This is a genomic window from Psychrobacter aquimaris, from assembly GCF_016107525.1.
Taxonomy (GTDB): domain Bacteria; phylum Pseudomonadota; class Gammaproteobacteria; order Pseudomonadales; family Moraxellaceae; genus Psychrobacter; species Psychrobacter aquimaris.
This window is the reverse complement of record NZ_JABASR010000006.1, coordinates 63,108-82,342: the sequence shown is the minus strand read 5'-3', so window position 1 is coordinate 82,342 and position 19,235 is coordinate 63,108. Positions and strand designations below refer to the sequence as shown.

Below are 19,235 nucleotides of genomic sequence, written 5' to 3'. Positions count from 1 at the left end.
TTATTTTGATAGTTATCAAGAGCTAATGTAGATAAAAGACAACTTAAGTGGAATAAAAATAGTGACTTCCTAGGGCGTGTTTAACATTCGACCATGACACTGCCGATAAACACTGTTTATCATGAAACAATGCTACATCGTTATTATTAAATGAGGCTAAACCACTTCACCGCAGACAAAGCCACTGGCCCATGCCCATTGGAAGTTATAGCCGCCAAGCCAACCGGTAACATCCAGCACTTCACCGATAAAGTATAAGCCATCTTGCAAATTGCTTTGCATAGTCTTTGAGGAGACTTCATCAGTTTTCACGCCGCCACGTGTTACCTCAGCGGTACGATAGCCTTCTGTACCAGAGGGTTTGAGCTGCCAGCCATTCAAAGTTGCACCAAGCTCTATCAGCCGCTCATCTTTAATATTGGCAAGTTCGGTGTCTTTGATATCGTCCCACAAGTGCGTTTGTAGTGCTGCCAGTAGTTTTTTTGGTAGTGCATTGTCCGTGTTTTCTGCCAAGACAGTGCGGATCAGTTGCCGTGGATGTGATTTTTTGCGTGTAAGCAAAATATCGGTGACATCTACCTCGGGTAGCAGGTTAATATTGATGGTCTCGCCAGTGTGCCAATAGTTCGATAGCTGTAGCATAGCGGGGCCAGAGAGGCCGCGATGGGTAAACAGCATAGGCAATTTAAAAGAGATGCGTTCATTGCTGGCGATGACCGGCAAACTAATACCAGCCAAAGCGCGGATAAGCTCACCAGTTTTATCAGTAAAGGTAAAAGGCACTAAGCTGGCATCGGTTGCGATCAGCGTGTGTCCAAATTGCTGCGCCAATTCATATCCTAAACCGCTGGCTCCCATCGTTGGAATAGACAGTCCGCCAGTAGCGACCACGAGCGACTCACAGCGGTAGCCTGTTTGCGGCAGTGTGGTTTGATTTGTCGATTCTTTTCTCTCTTGCTTTTCTTTTTTACTAAGCTGCTTGGTGGTCAGTAATTCAAATTTGGCATTCTTGTCATTTTCAACAGTCTGTACACTGTCAATCTGCGCATTCAGCTTTACTTGTACGCCAGCTGCCGTACATTCCGCGAGGAGCATGGTCAAAATATCTTGCGCTGAATCATCACAAAATAGCTGACCGTGTTCGCGCTCATGGTAAGGGATTTTATGTGCTGCCACCATACCGATAAACTCCCAGCTGGGATAACGACTGAGCGCTGATTTACAGAAATGTTGATTGGCACCGATAAAGTGCTCAGGCTCGACATAGTAATTGGTAAAGTTGCAGCGTCCACCACCTGACATGAGGATTTTTTTGCCCGCCTTATTGGCATGGTCTAATACCAGTACGCGGCGACCACGGCGACCCGCTGTGAGCGCACAGTATAGCCCTGACGCGCCAGCGCCGATGATGATGACATCATAGTGGGTGTATTGTGATGCATTGCGGTGATTGCTCATGGTAGTCTCATAAAATAATAGGTTTAAAAAGCCAGCCACCAAATCCGTCATCAAATCAACAACAGAGCCGATGGCTTATCTTTATAGCAGCAGGTCAATAATATGGTTTGTTGCAGTGTGTATTTTGGCGTTGTATCTCGCGTGTAGCTATTGTCCATATTTCATACAAGGTTACAAGGATTAAATGTCATATCGTTATCTGATATCTGGACGGTGATACCTTTATTGATGCCAAAATAAAAACATCTTTTAAATGAGCCAATATCAAGATTAAATGCGAATCGATGCAAAACTGCTCCTCATTAATACATTATATTATGGGTGAGCAAGTATACCGCTGTATAGGCATATTGTTATGAATGGCTGTTGATACCTTGCAACCGTTCTGCTTATTTGTCAAACTAACCGTGAGTGTCACACATTATGGACGATGACTCTTATCACCTGTACATACCGTCGTTTTCGACAGTTATGCGTGCAGGTCATAATAATTAAAAAGGACAAATACGATGACTCAAAAATCATTCCCCATTGCGGCCGAATTTATCGCTGCTGCCAATACCACCGCTGAACAATACCGCGAAGATTACGAGAAATCCATCGAATCACCTGAGGCCAATGCTGCCTTTTGGGCGAAGCGTGCCGAGCTGATCGATTGGATAAAAAAACCAACCAAAATTAGCGACGTTAATTATGATTTGGATGATTTTCGCATAAAATGGTTCGAGGACGGCGAATTGAATATCTCTGTCAATTGTCTCGACCGCCATGTCAAAAAAAATCCTTACAAGCCTGCCATCATTTGGGAGGGCGATCATCCTTCGCTGCACAAAATCATCTCCTTTAAAGAGCTGTATGAAGCGGTCTGTCGCTTGGGTAATTCCATGCGTAAGCTTGGGGTCAAAAAAGGTGATCGCGTGACCCTATATATGCCGATGATACCTGAGGCAATGATAGCGATGCTGGCATGTACGCGTATTGGCGCTGTGCATTCCGTGGTCTTTGGTGGATTCTCTGCTGAGAGCTTGGGCAATCGCCTGATAGACAGTCGCTCAAAAATCATCATTACGGCTGATGAAGGCTTACGTGGTAATAAGCATACGCCGCTCAAAGCCAATGTCGATCGGGCACTAGATATGGATGGCACTGATAGCGTGACCAACGTCATAGTCGTTCATCGTACGGGCAATTCTGTACCGATGAGTGGTCGCCGTGATGTTTGGTATCATAACTTGGTCGATGGCGAGTCAGAACATTGCGAGCCAGAAGTTATGAATGCCGAAGACCCGCTATTTTTGTTGTATACCTCTGGCTCTACTGGCAAACCTAAAGGTGTGCTGCATACCACGGGCGGCTATATCACCTATGCTCTCTCTACTTTTCGAGATGTGTTCGATATTAAAGACGATGACGTCTACTGGTGTACTGCGGACGTAGGCTGGATCACAGGTCATACCTATGCAACCTATGCACCGCTTGCCAATGGTACGACGACGGTGATGTTCGAGGGCGTACCAGAATACCCCACATGGGCACGCATCGGTCATATTATCGATAAGCACGATGTGACCATTCTGTACACTGCACCGACGGCGATTCGAGCGATGATGAAGGAGGGCGATGTCTTTGTGCGGGAGTCTGATCGTTCAAGTTTGCGATTACTCGGAACAGTCGGCGAGCCGATCAATCCCGAAGCATGGGACTGGTATTATCATATCGTCGGCGGTGGCAAGTGTCCGATTGTAGATACTTGGTGGCAAACTGAGACAGGCGGCATCCTTATGGCACCGATACCAGGCACGGTCGCCCTCAAGCCGGGCGCAGCGATGAATCCTTTGTACGGTATCAAACCAGAGATTGTTGATAGTGACGGTACTATGCTAGAAGGCTCTGCTGAAGGAAACCTAGCAATTAACAGCAGTTGGCCGGGGCAAATGCGTACCATTTATAATGACCATGAGCGTTTTTTACAGACGTACTTTAGTGAGTATCCCGGTTATTATTTCACTGGTGATGGGGCGCAGCGTGACGAAGATGGACATTACTGGATCACGGGTCGCGTCGATGATGTGCTTAACGTCGCAGGGCATCGCCTGGGAACAGCAGAAATTGAGAGCGCCGTGGTCGCGCATCCTGCGACAGCGGAGGCCGCCATTGTCGGGATGCCGCACGAGATTCGCGGCATGGGCGTTTGTGCCTTTATCATTTTGAAATCGGGTGAAAAAGAGACAGAGGCGCTAAAGGCTGAGCTGAATCGACATGTTCGCGCTGAGATTGGTCCGATTGCCAATTTGGATGCTATTCATATCGTTGAAGCGTTACCCAAAACTCGCTCGGGCAAAATCATGCGCCGTATTTTACGTAACCTTGCGGCAGGACAATATGTTGGTTTGGGTGATTTGTCTACTCTTGCGGATAGCTCGGTGATTAATCAGCTGGTTGAGGTAGTCAAAGCTGCGCGAGGAGAGTAGGCTAAATTATCGATTAAAAGCACGTTCAGTAAATAGACGATTAGCGTTCAGAAAAGTCATGTTATGAAAACTAGCATGGCTTTTTTACGCAGACGATATTGATATCAGCAGACTTTAAAGATTGAATATCTTCTATAATCCTATTATTTAAAATACCCCTGCCATTGTCATCACTCCCTTTTTATCGCACATTATATAAGGCCTACTGTCATTATGACCAATCACTCTTTGCACGCTGTCACTACACAATCACCAAAAATTGCTATCATTGGTGGTGGTTTGACGGGACTGTTTACCGCCACATTATTAGAGCGCGCCTTTGCTCAGAACATAGCACAAGATAGTGCGCAAACACACTTACCGCAAATTACTGTCTTTGAAAAGTCACGTAGCGTAGGGCGTTTAGCCACTCGATATCGTACTGATAGCCCCACTGGTAAAAACTGGCAATGGGCATTTGGGGCGCAGTTTTTTACGGCCAAGACGGCAAGTTTTAAGCAATTTATTACGCCTTGGTTAGAGACGGGATTGCTACAGCCATGGTGCGCCAACGTGGTTGAGCTCACGCCAGCGAATAATGATACTCAATCGCCTGATATTCACATCAAAGAGCAATGGAACACCACGCAAGCCCGCTATATCAGTACACCAAAAATGACCAGTTGGGGGCGTACACTGGCTGATGAGTTGCAGTACAGCACTATAAAATTTAAAACCCGCGTTGCGCCATTGGCTCAATATGATAATTCTCTAGCGGAAAAGGTTGATAAAAAAACTGAGCTATTTGACGAGACTGGTGTGAGTCTAGGGCACTTTGACTGGGTGATATGTACCGCGCCAAACGGTCAAACCATAGAGTTAATAGCAGAGAGCGGCTTTGCTGAGCAAGCCAAGATTTCTAAGCCAACAATGCTGGCGTGTTATACGCTGATGCTGGGTTGGGATAATTTTGATACATTACCAAAAATGTTAAGCGCTCAAGCAGCGCCACGCTGGGATGTGGCTTATCTCAATCACTTTATACTCGATAAAATATTTATCGAGCATCAAAAACTTGCTCGCGATGACCTGCTACCCAGTGTCACTATTCATGCGCGCAACGACTGGTCAGAGCAGCATGTCGATGACGATATGGAGACGATCAAAACGCAGTTATTAACAGCTGCCAAGCAGGCATTGAATTGGAACGATGACCATGCTCCTAGCCAAATAGATTGCCATCGTTGGCGCTATGCCGCCACTGTCACTGATAGTGATAAAAAAGCATTAGGCATCTTAATAGACGAGTCTCATCAATGGATTGTCAGTGGTGATTGGTGCGGACAAGGCAATATCGAAAGTTGCTATCAAATGGCGCAACAGACGGTTGAGGCAATCAACAAAGCAAAATGATGGCGAAAGTTTACTTAGCGACTGCGCTATCCGAAACTGGACTTTAAGGGTTTTTTCTTAATGTGAAAAGGTGATAACGATGTTTGGATTCGATATAGATTTAGAGCTGATGGGCTATCATTTTTTCCAGTTGGGCATCGCCTTTATATTGTCATTACCGATTGCCCTTAATCGTGAGATGAAAGACAACGGCGCGGGGTTAAGGACGTTTCCACTGGTAACCATTGCTTCATGCGCGTTTATGTTGGTTGGTATGGATATTTATGATGCTACTGGTGAAGCGAGAATCATGTATGCCATCATCACAGGTATGGGGTTTATCGGTGGTGGGGCGATTTTTAAAAATGAAAAAGGCTCAAAGGGCACTGCCACGGCAGCGAGCTTATGGAATACGGGCGCCATCGGTATTTCGGTGGCTTACGGTCGTTATGAGATTGCCATTATATTATCGGTCGTTGGCTTTTTGATTTTGCAATTCTCAGAGCCCTTTAAAGTTAAAAAACACTAAGCGATGGGTGCGATGAGTTAACGTGCATATACACTTAAATACTAAAGAGACTATAAATCAATACTATATAGTATCTCTATATCTATATGATATAGCAAGAAATATATAAATTGTTGAAAATACAGGATAGTTTATGAGTACCAGATTAAGAGGTAGTGTGCTGACTTGTGCCATGCTCGCACGAGGGGATAAGCAGGTTTTATGCGCGGTCAGTAATGAGAGCGACGAGCAGGCGATGGCTAGTATCGATAGCGCTGAATATGATTCGCTAAGGCACATTATTTCTTTTGAAAATGATAAATTCTCCTGTAAAGAAGGCGTTGAATGGCAATGCGCCATACCAGTTAAAAAAACTGAGCTTGTCTATAGCGATATAAAGCTGTAACTAATTATTAATAAAACTTTGTATGGTAGTTTTACGGTTGAAACCAAAAATAATGCTATCCAAATCTATAAGAAACAGTTATATTCACATATTATGATATATAAAATAGTACGTGGTTTTAAAGGTGAATATAGTGCTTAGAGGAAGTGAACTGACACGTGCGATGCTTGAGCATGGTTATCAAGAGATTTGGTGTGCAGTAGATGATAGTAGCGACGAAGAGGCGATGAGAGATCAGAATGACAATGATTTTACTGCCCAGATCGTGTCTTATCATAACAATAAATTCTATTGTACTGCTGGTACCGCATGGTTGTGCGCTGTACCAATTAAGATAACGGCGATGACGCTGAGTGATGTACGGCTTTGAATATATTTGTTTGTATTATTAAGCCACTGCTGCTGCATAATTTGTACCAGTAAAAACCCACCATTAGGTGGGTTTTTACTTGGAGGCTGCCGACTATCATTATGTTCACCTGATGATCAGATTGTTTGAGTTTTTGCATTTATATATAAATATTTATCTAGAAATGAATTGTAGGCAAAAAAAAGCCCACGGAGGAGGAGCCGTGGGCTGAGGAAAACTAGTCATGTAGCACTCATTGCTGGCACTACAGGGACAGCGGTGGTGACTTATTGTTATTCTGCGTTTTTCTACTGTATTTAATAAGATTGGGGTAGTCGTGACTCATTCAAGTAATAAATATATTCACTTACATATTTAAGTGTACAAGTGTTTTATTGCAATCGCCATCATAACCCAATTGACCACTGTTTGGCTATTTTGGTTACATGACATTACGTTTAGAGCAGATAGATGAGAAGGCTAAATCTATATTATTGTTTTGAATAAAGGTTTTTCTTTAATGCCTCTATGCCTAATAATGATCAATGCTATTAATAGGTCGCAGTCATTTATAAATGATGGGTAAATTCGAATATCACTGATAACTGAATAGCCAAAGAGATGGCATGACGACTTGCACGAAAAATGCTAAGCTATCTACCATTATTAAGTCTATATGAAACTGGGTTTGCCATGACTGAGAATACGCATTTGCATACGCAGGAGCCGCCAAGCACGCAAAATACCAAGAGTATTTTTAACTTGCCTAACAATCTTACTATCGCGCGGATCTTAATGATTCCGCTATTTGTCGCGATTGCTTATTGGCCACCTGCGATGGGGATTGGTATGCCTGCTATCTCAGACAATGTGATTGCGCGGGTCGGCATGAGCGAGTTTAGTGATAGCTTGTTACGCCATTTACTCTTGACCAGCGTTTTTATCATTGCGGCAATTACGGATTGGCTTGATGGGTATTTTGCCCGTAAGCTCAATGTGACGTCAGCGTTTGGGCGCTTCTTAGACCCTGTCGCTGATAAATTGATGGTTGCAGCCGCACTTATTATCTTGGTGCAATGGCATCCTAATATCATTATGGCAATCGCCGCGATTGTGATTATTTCGCGTGAAATCGCAGTGTCAGCGCTGCGTGAGTGGATGGCAGAGCTGGGCAAAAGCACCAGCGTCGCAGTATCCTATGTCGGTAAGCTAAAAACGACGTTTCAAATGGTGGCGATTACCGTGCTACTGCTCAACTGGCAATCGCTTGAAACCATCGGCTATGTATTGATGGTTGCTGCTGTTATTTTGACGTTATGGTCAATGATGATTTATCTAAGAGCTGCTTGGCCGTACTTAAAGCAAAGCGGCTAAATCTACAATACAACACACTTTAGCAAAAACAAAAACGCCAGTCGCATTAGCCACTGGCGTTTTTGTATTTTGCTATTTATGATTTATGTAGCTTATAGCGTCACTGAGTTGTTTTCACCCAAGTTAGTCGCTTTTTTACCGTCCATTACGGCAGCAGTGGTCATTTTGAACATATTAACCACTGAGTTACCGCTTAACCAGTACTCGGCACCATGTGGCACGACTTTGATTAGCTGTACGTTTGGATCTTCTTTACCTTGCTCATAGAACGCATTGTAGATTGGTGACCATAGCTCATCAAGCTTCTCTTGGTCTTCTACCAATTCTGCCTTACCGTTGATTGAGACATAGTCTTTCGCGTCTTGGCTGACATAAGCCAAGTTTACTTGTGGGTCTTTTTCGAGGTCGCTAACAGTTTCAGTGCTTTTATCACCGATGAACCAAATCTCTTTTGCACCAATGCTTGTCTCGCTCGTCGTCATTGGGCAGGCATGTAGATGGCCCTCATGCGTACGAGTCGTCATCATGGCAAATTTTACTTCTTTTACCAGTGCTTGTACTTTATCGATATGGTCTTGTCTACTCATAGAGGATTTCCTTTTCTTTATAATGTTTGAATGATAGTGCTTAAATAGTTGAGTGCTTATAGTAGTAGTTTTTATTCGAGCTAAACGTATTCAAGGTATTAGAAATAATCGTCGCCCTAACAACTGCAAATAGAATACCGAGTTCTGACCCTACATTTATATAGGTACCCAGTAATGCGATGTGAGTGTTTGTAAGGAGTATAAGGGTTAGGTAAAAATTGTGACGCTAGGTATTTAGGGGGCTATTTTGTCAGTACATGTTTAAAACTGTGACCAATAGACCTTAGTGCAAGCTTGTCATTTGACAAATATCCAGTAGCGGCACAGCACAACTTATCAGCAATTTATCTCGGTTTAGACCTGCTTATTATAGGTCTTCTTGTTATAATACCCAGACCATTTACTTAGCATGGCAGAGATGCCTTGATCTTACGGATTATGCCTTTATGATGACCATCGCCGGACAACCGTTTCTTACCGATTTTCAGACGCAGCAACTCATCAGTCAGTTCCAGCAAAAAACCGAGCTAAATGTTAGTCAAATAACGACTCAGCAAGTCTATGTGCTATCACGCGAATTGAGCGGTGACGAGCATAAGAAAGCGCTAGATTTACTGGCGGTTGACTCATCAACAACGCTAGATACGCCGCAAGACAACCAACTACAAGTCATCGTTGGGCCACGTTTTGGTACGATATCGCCATGGGCAAGTAAAGCGACCGATATCTTTAATAACTGTGAAATCAAAATCAATCGCGTTGAGCGTGTCGTTGTTTATACGTTAACAATTGATGGTGACGCAGGCGAAAAACTACCAGTAGACGCTGAGCAGTTGTTGTTTGACCGTATGACCCAGAGCTTGGTCTATGACTTAAATGATGTCAGTAAGTTGTTTGACGATCAAGCACCAGCCTCACTGAATCACATCGATGTCATCGGACAAGGCCAGTCAGCGCTAGAGTCAGCCAATACCGAGTTCGGCTTTGCGTTATCAAGTGAAGATATCGACTATCTGATGAATGCGTATGTCAATGAGCTAAAGCGTAATCCAACGGACGTTGAGTTGATGATGTTTGCACAGGCAAACTCAGAGCATTGCCGTCATAAGATCTTCAATGCCCAGTGGACAGTTGATGGCGAAGTACAGCCAAAATCACTGTTCCAAATGATCAAAAACACGTACCAGTCTAATCCGCAAGGTATTTTATCAGCATATAAAGACAACGCTGCTGTGATGGCGGGTTCTGATGGCATGCGTTTTTATCCTATCCCAACGGACGCGATGGATGCCAATGCAATCCATCCCTATGACTTTCACCAAGAAGAAATCGATATCTTGATGAAAGTTGAGACGCACAATCACCCAACAGCAATTGCCCCGTATTCAGGTGCGGCGACTGGTTCTGGCGGTGAGATTCGTGACGAAGGCGCGACGGGTCGCGGCGGTAAGCCAAAAGCGGGTCTAGCAGGTTTTCATGTGTCACATTTGCATATCCCAGAGCTTAGCGAGAAGTGGGAGCAATCAGGTCAACTGAGCACGCAAGCGTATGGTACGCCAGATCGTATGGCAACCAGCCTTGAAATCATGACCGAAGCACCATTAGGTAGCGCCAACTTCTCAAACGAATTTGGTCGTCCAAATCTATGCGGTTATTTCCGTAGTTTTCAGTTAGATACCTCTGCGGCAAAAGATGGTAGCGAGATGCGCGGCTATCATAAGCCAATCATGTTGGCAGGTGGTTACGGCAATATTAAACGCAATTTGATTGAAAAAAATGCGATTACAAAAGGTGATTTACTCATCGTCCTTGGTGGCCCTGCGATGCAAATCGGTCTAGGCGGCGGGGCAGCATCGTCAGTCGATAGTGGCGAGCTTGATGAAGGCTTGGACTTTGCCTCGGTTCAGCGCGATAACGCTGAGATGGAGCGTCGCTGCCAAGAAGTTATCGATCGCTGCTGGGCCCTTGCTGGTGATGATGTAGACGCCAGTAATAACAGTAAAGACGGCAACCCAATTGTCTCACTACATGATGTAGGCGCAGGTGGTCTGTCTAATGCGATGCCAGAATTGGTCAATGACCATGAAATGGGCGCGCATCTGAACTTGCGTAAGATTCCATCATTGGAAGCGGGCATGTCGCCAATGGCAATCTGGTCAAACGAAGCGCAAGAGCGTTATGTGCTCGCGATTCGCCCAGAGAGCAAAGATCAGTTCGATGCGATCTGTGCCCGTGAGCGCTGCCCATATGCCATCTTGGGTGAGGCGACAGATATCCGTCAGCTAATCGTTGATGACGAGCTATTGGCTGAGCAACCAGTCGATATGCCGATGCAGGTACTGCTCGGTGGTACACCAAAAATGCAGCGTAGCTTTGAGCGTTCTGAGCGCACGTTACCAGTATTAGAACTTAGTGACGTTAATCTAGCTGAATCAATCAAAGATGTTTTGCGTCATCCAACCGTCGCTAGCAAATCATTTTTGATCAGCATTGGTGACCGTTCCATCACAGGTATGGTCGTGCGTGATCAGTATGTGGGTCGCTATCAAGTGCCTGTGTCAGATTGCGCGGTGACGGCTTCTGGCTTAGTGGCGCTAGATGGTCAGCCGATGACTGGTGAGGCCATGAGTGTTGGTGAGCGTACGCCTGTTGCCCTTATCAGTCCAAAAGCCTCTGCACGTCTGGCAGTCGGTGAAGCCATTACTAACATCGCTGGTGCGCGTATCGCTCAGTTGTCTGATATCACCATGTCAGCGAACTGGATGGCAGCGTGTGGCGATGATGCAGAAGATGCTGCGTTGTTTGATGCCGTACACGCAATCGGCGAAGAGCTATGTCCAGCACTCGGTATCGCTATCCCAGTCGGTAAAGACTCGCTATCTATGCGTGCTAACTGGAATGACGAAGATGGTACGGATAAATCAGTCGTCTCGCCAATGAGCTTGGTCGTGACGGCGTTTGCGCCTGTCGTTGATGTGGCAAAAACGCTAACGCCTGAGCTCATCAATGGCGACAGCGCGTTTTACCGTATTGACTTGTCTAAAGGCAAATTGCGTCTAGGCGGCTCAATCCTAGCGCAAACGCTTAGCCAACTCGGTAATGACTGCCCAGATCTAGCGCAGCCAAGCGACTTGATCGACTTCTTTAACTTTGTGCAAGCGGGTAACGCGCAAGGCGTCATCAGCGCCTATCACGATATCGGTGATGGCGGCCTACTGGCGACTATCGCAGAGATGCAGTTCACCAGCCGTCAAGGTATCAAGCTGTCATTGACTGATGATAACTTACTCGGTCAGCTGTTCAGTGAAGAGCTGGGTGCGGTCATCCAAGTATTGCCAGAAAACGTCGCCGCTCTCATGCAATTGGCAGAAGAATTTAACGTCAGCGATATGCTCAGCCTCGTCGGCCAAAGCTCTGAAGAAGACAGTCTACTGATTCAAACGCCAACGCTCATGGGTGATGATACTCTACGCTTTAGCCGTACTGAGTTACAGCAAGCATGGACGCAGGTCAGCTATCAAATCGCGCGCCGCCGTGATAATCCAGCGTGCGTACAGCAAGAGTATGACTTGATTGCTGATGCTAGCCATAAAGGTCTGATCGCTGCGCCAAACTTTGATCTGAATCAAAAGGTCGAAGAGCCGTATTTAGCCAGTCGTGAGAATAAACCAAGAGTCGCAATCCTCCGCGAGCAAGGTGTCAACGGTCAGACGGAAATGGCAGCAGGCTTTACCCAAGCGGGTTTTGAAGCGGTCGATGTACACATGAGCGATCTACTCAGCGGTCGCATCAATCTACGTGACTTCGACGGTCTGGTCGCGTGTGGTGGCTTTAGTTATGGTGACGTACTCGGCGCAGGCTCTGGCTGGGCGAACTCTATCTTGTTCCATGATGAGTTACGCATGCAGTTTGTGCGCTTCTTCGCCCGTCCTGATACCTTTAGCTTGGGTGTCTGTAACGGCTGTCAGATGATGGCTCAGTTAAAAGACCTCATCCCAGGTGCAGAAAACTTCCCACGCTTCATCGCTAATAAATCTGCGCGTTTTGAAGGGCGTACGGTCAATGTCAAAATCGAGCGTACCAAGTCAATTCTGTTCAAAGGCATGCAAGACAGCATCTTGCCAATCGCGGTGGCGCATGGTGAAGGCTATGCCACGCTAGACAATACAGAGATCGACGGTATGGCAAACCATGGTCAGCTCGCCATGCGTTATGTCGATAGCCAAGGTCATCCAACCGAGACCTATCCGCTCAATCCAAACGGTTCGCTCGGCGGTGTCACGGGTCTATGTAGCACCGACGGTCGCGTCACTATCATGATGCCGCATCCTGAGCGTAATCTAAAAGCGTATAACCACAGCTGGAAACCAGAAGAATGGGATGAGGACGGCGCGTGGATGCGTATGTTCCGTAACGCTCGTGCTTGGTTTAGATAGGCTAAGTTCGTTTAGAATATTGTTGTAAGCATAAAAAAAGGTGGGCGTAAAGCTCACCTTTTTTGTGTTTTGAATAATGCTTTTAGAGTAACTTCAGTCTAGGCTTAGTGTTTTCACTAATTAACTTGAACGTTATATCATCTAAAATTTGATAGCCAAAATCAATATTCTCATAAAAATTCCTACCTTCTTTTTCTAAGAGAACCTTAATAATCTTATTAAGTAGAATCGGTCGTTCACGTTCAATAGGTTCAGGTTCTAACTTATTATATCCTTGTTTACTAAACTCGATACAATTAGAACGATAAAGCCAATCAGTTAATAATCCATTAGTGTGTAAGTTATAGTTCATAGCCGCAAGAGACACTTTCCAGTATTTTTTATAGCTGATTAGATTCGGCAGATTTAGATTGTTTGGAGCCATAACTACAAATGCTTCTTTCGGCATTAAAAAACTGGAAGCAAACCTATCAGCTTCGTGCTCTTTGTCCTTCATATTTTCAAGTACATTTTTATCATCACTGTGCAGAACTAAGTGACCAAGTTCATGCGCAGCATCGAAGCGCATTCTTTCTGCTGACTTCGCTGTATTCAAAAATACTATAGGTCGCCCATCATGATAAAAAGAGAATGCATCAACTTCTTTTACTTCCATTGGCAAACGGAATACTGCAATACCATGTGATTCGAGTAGGGCAATAATGTTTTTAATCGGTAGAATACCTAATTGCCAATCGCCACGAAGTGTTAAAGCAGCTTTTTCAGGCTCATTAACCAAAGTATCAATATCGAAGCCTTGGAAAATGGGAAGATTAGATATTGTTTTGTCAAAATACTCCAAGGTTTGAATTGCAAACTCACTGTAAGCAAGTGCAGAGTTTCTGTACTGAGCTTTTATACGGCTATATGAACGAAAGAAAATTTGCTCATCTACTACTTGTGTTTTGAAAGTGGAGTTAAAGAAGTCAAAAGGTAGGTTTAATGACTCACTTAACTTAACTACTTTTTCGAAATCAGGTACTGAAGGTTTATTCTCGTTCAAATAATTTGAAATTGTAGCTTCAGTACATGACAATATATTTGCTAGATCTTTATTTGTTTTCCCCTTTAAGTCTTTAGCTATTTTTAGACGGCGCTTATTGAATTCAAAGTTACTCTTCATTGCTCGCATTTTTATACCCAATTTCAAACGAGTCCTCGTTCACTGATTCATCAGCAAACTCACTCATATATGACTGAACCTCATTTTCTGAATCTGAAGAAAACATCAATCTACAATCATGGTCAGTTGGAAAAATTTTTCCATCATCCATTACTATATAAGACATTGGTCTTGCAAGTTCATAAATTAGACTTGGAGCATCATCCTGATAAATTTCGTGTTTTCTTGAAGGATAATATAGAACCCAAGTTTCTAGTTTCTCGCTAGTCATATTTCTATATTTATTTATATCAATTTTGTGTTTCGTCTCAATACCTTTTGAACAGTTGGAGGAAATCGGCAAATTCATATTACCTAAAGCGTCATTACTGGACATGATAATAATTTGAATATTGTTATCAACGATGGTTAATGTAGGTTGTCCTTGACCTCGGCTAAATTCGATTTCGTTAGAAATTAATTGTAGGGCTATGTTTTCCCCAATGTCACCCCAACGCGCTATACCGCTTGCACAGTTTACCTTAGTTTTCATATTGAAATTTTGATCAGCTTTCTGAATAGCATCAAAAATGACTTGAGGAGTAAAACCGAATTTATTCTTCAAAATTTCCACAGCTTCGCTATTGTTTATAAGCTCACCATCTGTGTTGCGGCTATCTAGGTCGCTGAAGATTTCATACTGTGGTGCTTGGTACATATTAGTTTCATCCATGTAATTTTTATAAATTATAACATCATATGATGTGTTAAAAAATAAAAATATCGATTAAGATCATTTTTTTATACAGAGTGATTTAATCAAAATTACTCATCCTCTAAACGCTCTTCACACTTCAGCAATCAACTCATGAATCTTATCACTTTTAAATATCCAAAAAAAACGGCACTGAAATCAGCGCCGTTTTACGAGTTGTGATAATTTAAAAGCTAGCCACGACTTCTTAAATACTGAATCGCCAAAATCAATCCCAGCTTAAAATCACCTTACCGCATTGTCCACTTTCCATGATATCAAAGCCTTCTTGAAAGTCATCGATGTGCATGCGATGGGTAATGATTGGCGATAGATCAATACCGCTAATCAGCATTTGCTCCATCTGATACCACGTCTCCCACATCTCACGCCCATAGATGCCTTTTAGGGTTAACGCCTTAAAGATAATCTTGCTCCAATCCACCGTGGTGGTGTTAGGTAAAATACCCAACAGAGCAATTTTAGAGCCGTTATACATGTTAGTAATCATCGAATCAAAGGCTTGAGGCGAGCCTGACATCTCAAGCCCAATATCAAAGCCGTGCATTTTTAACGTATCGATAGCGCCTTCGATGGTTTCGCCTTTGGCTGGGTTGATGGTCATCGTCGCGCCCATTTTTTTGGCAAGCTCTAGGCGATAATCGCTGATATCGCTGACCACAATATTACGCGCCCCAGCAAAGCGGCAAATTGCGGTTGCCATTGACCCAATCAGCCCTGCACCCGTAATCAGCACATCTTCACCAAGTACCGGAAAGGATAAGGCGGTATGAGTGGCATTGCCAAAGGGGTCCATAATGGCGGCCATCTCATCGCTGATACGCTCATCGAGTTTGATGACATTATCGGCAGGTATCACCAAATATTCGGCAAACGCGCCATCGCGGTCAACGCCCACGCCTATGGTGTTTTCGCACACATGTAGCTTACCACGGCGACAGTTGCGGCAATGTCCGCAAGCGATATGGCCTTCGCCTGTGACGCGGTCACCCACTTCAAGATGCTTGACGCCATCACCCATTTCACTAATGACACCGACGTATTCATGTCCGATAATCATCGGCGTCTTGATGGTATTTTGTGACCATTCATCCCACTTATAAATGTGCAAATCTGTCCCACAAATGGCGGTCTTTTTAATTTTAATTTTTACGTCATTGATGCCGACGGTCGGTTCTGGCACGTCTTGCATCCAGATGCCTTTTTTGTCATGGGCTTTAACCAGTGCTTTCATACTTTTCTCTTATTTAACGGTGTTGCATTTTATTGTTGAATCTAGATAAATACCGAACCATGCTTAATCAATCACTTTCATTTGCTTAGCGACTTTGGTAAAGGCGGCGATACACTGGTCTAGCTGCTCGCGAGTATGGGCGGCAGAGAGCTGGACACGAATGCGAGCTTCGTCTTTGGGTACGACAGGGTAGAAGAAGCCAATCACATAAATGCCTTCTTCAAGCAGCGCCTCTGCCATTTGCTGCGAGACATTGGCGTCATAAAGCATCACCGCACAGATTGCCGATTCGGTGGGCTTGATATCAAAGCCGGCATCTTGCATTTGCTTCACAAAATAGGCGGTATTTTCATGCAATTGGTCTTGTAGCGTATTGTCTTGCGCTAGCATCTCAAACGCTTTTAACCCAGCGGCCGCGATCATGGGCGGAATAGAGTTTGAAAACAGATACGGGCGTGAGCGTTGACGCAACATCTCAACCATTTCTTTTTTACCCGTCGTAAAGCCGCCAATCGCACCGCCAAATGCCTTGCCCAAGGTACCTGTGATCAGCTCAATATCACCACGTAGATCAAACAATTCAGTCACGCCGCCACCCGTGCGACCGACGACGCCTGCTGAATGACACTCGTCAATCATGATCATGGCATCATATTTTTGTGCCAACGCATAAATCTCATCCATCGGCGCCACATTACCATCCATTGAAAACACGGCATCGGTGACAATCAAACGAAAACGCTGTGCTTGTGCCGCTTGTAGCTGAGTCTCTAAATCTTGCATATCCGCATTGGCATAGCGATAACGCGCGGCTTTACACAGGCGCACACCATCGATGATTGAGGCATGGTTTAACGAATCAGAAATAATGGCATCTTCGGCGGTCAGCAGTGGCTCAAAGACACCGCCATTGGCATCGAAACAGGCCGCATAAAGAATCGTATCTTCGGTATTAAAAAACTGAGAAATCGCCGCCTCTAATTGCTTGTGCAAATCTTGCGTACCACAAATAAAACGTACCGATGACATGCCATAACCTGAGTCTTCAATGGCCTCGGTAGCTGCTTTTTTAATCTCAGGATGGTCAGACAATCTAAGGTAATTATTGGCACAGAAGTTCAGCATTTCACGGCCGTCGGCGATCGTGATGAGCGCATCTTGCGGAGAGGTAATAACGCGCTCATTTTTATACAGGCCTGCCGCGCGGATATCGCTGATTTCTTGTTGTAGGTGTTTTTGAAAGGCTTGATACATAAAGATTCCTTTTTTACTATTATTAGATATTAGAGTCTGCTTGATGATGTAGATATTAGCAATGTAGATAAGACCAAATTATTTGCTTATTAATGCGAGTTAAGCACAAATCGTCAAATACTGACGCACCACATTATCCATGCCTTGCTCTAGTGATTCAATCGTAAATGCATGACCGATAGACACCTCAGCAATATTACCAAGACTGAGCAATTGGGCTAAATTTTCTAAATTCAAATCATGACCGGCATTGACGCGAATGCCGTTGTCACTGGCGAGGTTAATACAGTCGCTAAAGCGTTGCTTGACCTCATCGACATTCATATTGTCGTCGTTCTTACCATTACTGTAGGCGCGCGCCCATTCTTCGGTATATATCTCTATCGTTTGTACGTCGCTATCGATGACCGCTTTGATTTGCTCGATATCAGGATCGATAAATACCGCGCAGCGTGTGCCAAAACCTTGCAACTCACGACTCAATGCTGACAGCATATCTTTATGCTTAATGATATCGAAACCATGATCGGAGGTCAGTTGGTCTTCGCTGTCGGGTACGAGGGTGCATTGATGCGGTTTGACTTCGCGAATCAGCGATAAAAACTGCTCGTTCGGGTTGCCCTCGATATTGAACTCGATGTCTTCATAATCTTTTAAAAAGGCACTTATATCATAGACATCTTGGTATCTGATATGACGCTCATCAGGTCGCGGATGCACAGTAAAGCCTTTGACACCCAGATCAATCAACTTCTTCACAAAGTACAGCAGATTGGGATAATCTGTGCCACGAGAGTTTCTGATTAAGGCGAGTTTATTCAAATTGACGCTAAATAGAGTGCTCATAATATGTCCTTTTTCATTGTTGTTATGGATAGATTGTTGGTTGTTAATGGCTAATACCTAATTTTAGTAGAAATCATCCCGACCAGCATACTTCATATTTAGCGCTTGCAATATCGCATAGGTCTCGCTATCCATATTACCGGTTGGCTGCTGCGGTCTGAAATGCAATTGAAACGCATAAATCACATCACGGCTGGGCTTGTCCCACTCGTCGCTATTATTGATTTGATAACCATACTTGCGAAAGGCTTGCTTGATCTCCTGCACGCTTGGCGCGACCAAGGTACGCCGATTCATAATTTCTTGCTTGTCCGCTTCATCATACCAAGCGCCGATACCGTAATCGAAATATAGTCGCTCCCACGGAAATTTTGCACCCGGGTCTATCTTGCGCGAGGGTGCCATATCTGCATGACCGATGATATTTTTGGGTGAGATGTCATAGCGTCTGGCGATATCTTGTACCAGTTGTGCGACCTTTTTAATCTGCAATTCATCAAATGCAACATAATGCTCATAAGGATGGTAATCCATATTGCCATTCTTTAGTGCGTCTCGATATTCAGGTTTAATCCCTGCGTTGACGATTTCGATGCCGATAGAAGTATCGTTGAGGATAGTTCTACCTGAAAAGCCACCGTCGCCTGCATGCCATGCACGATCAGATTCTGGTACAAGGTTATAAATTTTATCGTCGTCATTATCTAACACGAGATAGTGCGCGCTCACATTGCCAGTGGTCAATGTTTTGATTGAGCGCTCATTGTCTGAGACCGTATAGTGCAGGACGATGGTTTTGATGCGCTGGCTTTTGCCAGTCGATTGATAGGTGTCGCTGTCGACGCTGTAGTTTTTGGTCGTTGCCACTGGTGAGGTCGTGGTCACACAGCCAATCAAAGGCAGGGCTAAGCCAAGTGCTAAGAATATGTTTTTTACCATGAAATGCTCTGTTTAGGAATGATAATATAAAATACGCTATAGTTTCTTATATTAAATTTGATAGCTATAAGATTATCTTTTAATTT

The 19,235-nt window shown here is 44.3% G+C and carries 15 protein-coding genes; 7 read left to right on the top strand and 8 right to left on the bottom strand.

Annotated features, from left to right (window positions below):
• Positions 1 to 156 precede the first annotated feature (156 nt).
• Positions 157 to 1,458 carry a BaiN/RdsA family NAD(P)/FAD-dependent oxidoreductase gene (locus JFC10_RS06925; RefSeq protein ID WP_198332240.1) on the bottom strand — a complete coding sequence of 434 codons (1,302 nt, stop codon included), beginning with the start codon at positions 1,456 to 1,458 and terminating at the stop codon, positions 157 to 159.
• Positions 1,459 to 1,967: 509 nt separating this feature from the next.
• Between JFC10_RS06925 and acs the strand changes: the two genes are divergently transcribed.
• The 6 genes from acs (at position 1,968) to pgsA (ending at position 7,937) form a co-directional block, all read left to right on the top strand.
• Positions 1,968 to 3,929 (top strand): acetate--CoA ligase, encoded by a 1,962-nt coding sequence (gene acs, locus JFC10_RS06920; RefSeq protein WP_198332239.1) that lies wholly within the window; start codon positions 1,968 to 1,970, stop codon positions 3,927 to 3,929.
• Between the two features lie 213 nt (positions 3,930 to 4,142).
• Entirely contained in the window at positions 4,143 to 5,321 is a 1,179-nt protein-coding gene (locus JFC10_RS06915; protein WP_198332238.1) for an NAD(P)/FAD-dependent oxidoreductase, read from the top strand.
• A gap of 79 nt (positions 5,322 to 5,400) precedes the next feature.
• Positions 5,401 to 5,829, top strand: coding sequence for an MgtC/SapB family protein (locus JFC10_RS06910; RefSeq protein ID WP_055123559.1), 429 nt, complete (start codon positions 5,401 to 5,403; stop codon positions 5,827 to 5,829).
• 133 nt (positions 5,830 to 5,962) lie between these two features.
• Entirely contained in the window at positions 5,963 to 6,214 is a 252-nt protein-coding gene (locus tag JFC10_RS06905) for a hypothetical protein (RefSeq protein ID WP_198332237.1), read from the top strand.
• A gap of 133 nt (positions 6,215 to 6,347) precedes the next feature.
• Positions 6,348 to 6,584 (top strand): hypothetical protein, encoded by a 237-nt coding sequence (locus tag JFC10_RS06900; protein ID WP_227685773.1) that lies wholly within the window; start codon positions 6,348 to 6,350, stop codon positions 6,582 to 6,584.
• A gap of 672 nt (positions 6,585 to 7,256) precedes the next feature.
• A complete protein-coding gene (pgsA, locus tag JFC10_RS06895) occupies positions 7,257 to 7,937 on the top strand; it encodes a CDP-diacylglycerol--glycerol-3-phosphate 3-phosphatidyltransferase (RefSeq protein ID WP_193011837.1) in 681 nt (226 codons plus the stop codon).
• Between the two features lie 92 nt (positions 7,938 to 8,029).
• Here pgsA and JFC10_RS06890 read toward each other — a convergent pair whose 3' ends face one another.
• Positions 8,030 to 8,524 (bottom strand): pyridoxamine 5'-phosphate oxidase family protein, encoded by a 495-nt coding sequence (locus JFC10_RS06890; protein ID WP_198332236.1) that lies wholly within the window; start codon positions 8,522 to 8,524, stop codon positions 8,030 to 8,032.
• Positions 8,525 to 8,970: 446 nt separating this feature from the next.
• Between JFC10_RS06890 and purL the strand changes: the two genes are divergently transcribed.
• Positions 8,971 to 12,960, top strand: a complete 3,990-nt coding sequence (purL, locus tag JFC10_RS06885; RefSeq protein ID WP_198332235.1) for a phosphoribosylformylglycinamidine synthase — start codon at positions 8,971 to 8,973, stop codon at positions 12,958 to 12,960.
• Between the two features lie 82 nt (positions 12,961 to 13,042).
• On the opposite strand, the gene JFC10_RS06880 is transcribed toward purL, so the two are convergent.
• From JFC10_RS06880 to JFC10_RS06855, 6 genes are all read right to left on the bottom strand, one after another.
• On the bottom strand, positions 13,043 to 14,131 hold the full coding sequence (locus JFC10_RS06880) for an XRE family transcriptional regulator (RefSeq protein WP_114701314.1): 1,089 nt from the start codon (positions 14,129 to 14,131) through the stop codon (positions 13,043 to 13,045).
• Positions 14,112 to 14,819, bottom strand: coding sequence for a hypothetical protein (locus JFC10_RS06875; RefSeq protein WP_087814541.1), 708 nt, complete (start codon positions 14,817 to 14,819; stop codon positions 14,112 to 14,114). The genes JFC10_RS06880 and JFC10_RS06875 overlap by 20 nt, the downstream gene beginning before the upstream one ends.
• Before the next feature lie 265 nt (positions 14,820 to 15,084).
• Positions 15,085 to 16,110: an L-threonine 3-dehydrogenase gene (gene tdh / locus JFC10_RS06870; protein WP_198332234.1), complete on the bottom strand. Its 1,026-nt coding sequence runs from the start codon at positions 16,108 to 16,110 to the stop codon at positions 15,085 to 15,087.
• Positions 16,111 to 16,173: 63 nt separating this feature from the next.
• Entirely contained in the window at positions 16,174 to 17,364 is a 1,191-nt protein-coding gene (gene kbl, locus JFC10_RS06865) for a glycine C-acetyltransferase (RefSeq protein ID WP_198332233.1), read from the bottom strand.
• A 99-nt stretch (positions 17,365 to 17,463) separates the two neighbouring features.
• Complete coding sequence (locus JFC10_RS06860; protein ID WP_198332232.1) at positions 17,464 to 18,210, bottom strand: pyridoxine 5'-phosphate synthase; 747 nt, start codon at positions 18,208 to 18,210, stop codon at positions 17,464 to 17,466.
• Positions 18,211 to 18,273: 63 nt separating this feature from the next.
• Positions 18,274 to 19,149 carry an N-acetylmuramoyl-L-alanine amidase gene (locus tag JFC10_RS06855; protein ID WP_198332231.1) on the bottom strand — a complete coding sequence of 292 codons (876 nt, stop codon included), beginning with the start codon at positions 19,147 to 19,149 and terminating at the stop codon, positions 18,274 to 18,276.
• Between the last annotated feature and the right edge of the window lie 86 nt (positions 19,150 to 19,235).

Coding starts and splice junctions, on each gene's coding strand:
- JFC10_RS06925 (WP_198332240.1), bottom strand. CDS start 1,458: ATGAGCAATCACCGCAATGCATCACAATACACCCACTATGATGTCATC.
- acs (WP_198332239.1), top strand. CDS start 1,968: ATGACTCAAAAATCATTCCCCATTGCGGCCGAATTTATCGCTGCTGCC.
- JFC10_RS06915 (WP_198332238.1), top strand. CDS start 4,143: ATGACCAATCACTCTTTGCACGCTGTCACTACACAATCACCAAAAATT.
- JFC10_RS06910 (WP_055123559.1), top strand. CDS start 5,401: ATGTTTGGATTCGATATAGATTTAGAGCTGATGGGCTATCATTTTTTC.
- JFC10_RS06905 (WP_198332237.1), top strand. CDS start 5,963: ATGAGTACCAGATTAAGAGGTAGTGTGCTGACTTGTGCCATGCTCGCA.
- pgsA (WP_193011837.1), top strand. CDS start 7,257: ATGACTGAGAATACGCATTTGCATACGCAGGAGCCGCCAAGCACGCAA.
- JFC10_RS06890 (WP_198332236.1), bottom strand. CDS start 8,524: ATGAGTAGACAAGACCATATCGATAAAGTACAAGCACTGGTAAAAGAA.
- purL (WP_198332235.1), top strand. CDS start 8,971: ATGATGACCATCGCCGGACAACCGTTTCTTACCGATTTTCAGACGCAG.
- JFC10_RS06880 (WP_114701314.1), bottom strand. CDS start 14,131: ATGCGAGCAATGAAGAGTAACTTTGAATTCAATAAGCGCCGTCTAAAA.
- JFC10_RS06875 (WP_087814541.1), bottom strand. CDS start 14,819: ATGTACCAAGCACCACAGTATGAAATCTTCAGCGACCTAGATAGCCGC.
- tdh (WP_198332234.1), bottom strand. CDS start 16,110: ATGAAAGCACTGGTTAAAGCCCATGACAAAAAAGGCATCTGGATGCAA.
- kbl (WP_198332233.1), bottom strand. CDS start 17,364: ATGTATCAAGCCTTTCAAAAACACCTACAACAAGAAATCAGCGATATC.
- JFC10_RS06860 (WP_198332232.1), bottom strand. CDS start 18,210: ATGAGCACTCTATTTAGCGTCAATTTGAATAAACTCGCCTTAATCAGA.
- JFC10_RS06855 (WP_198332231.1), bottom strand. CDS start 19,149: ATGGTAAAAAACATATTCTTAGCACTTGGCTTAGCCCTGCCTTTGATT.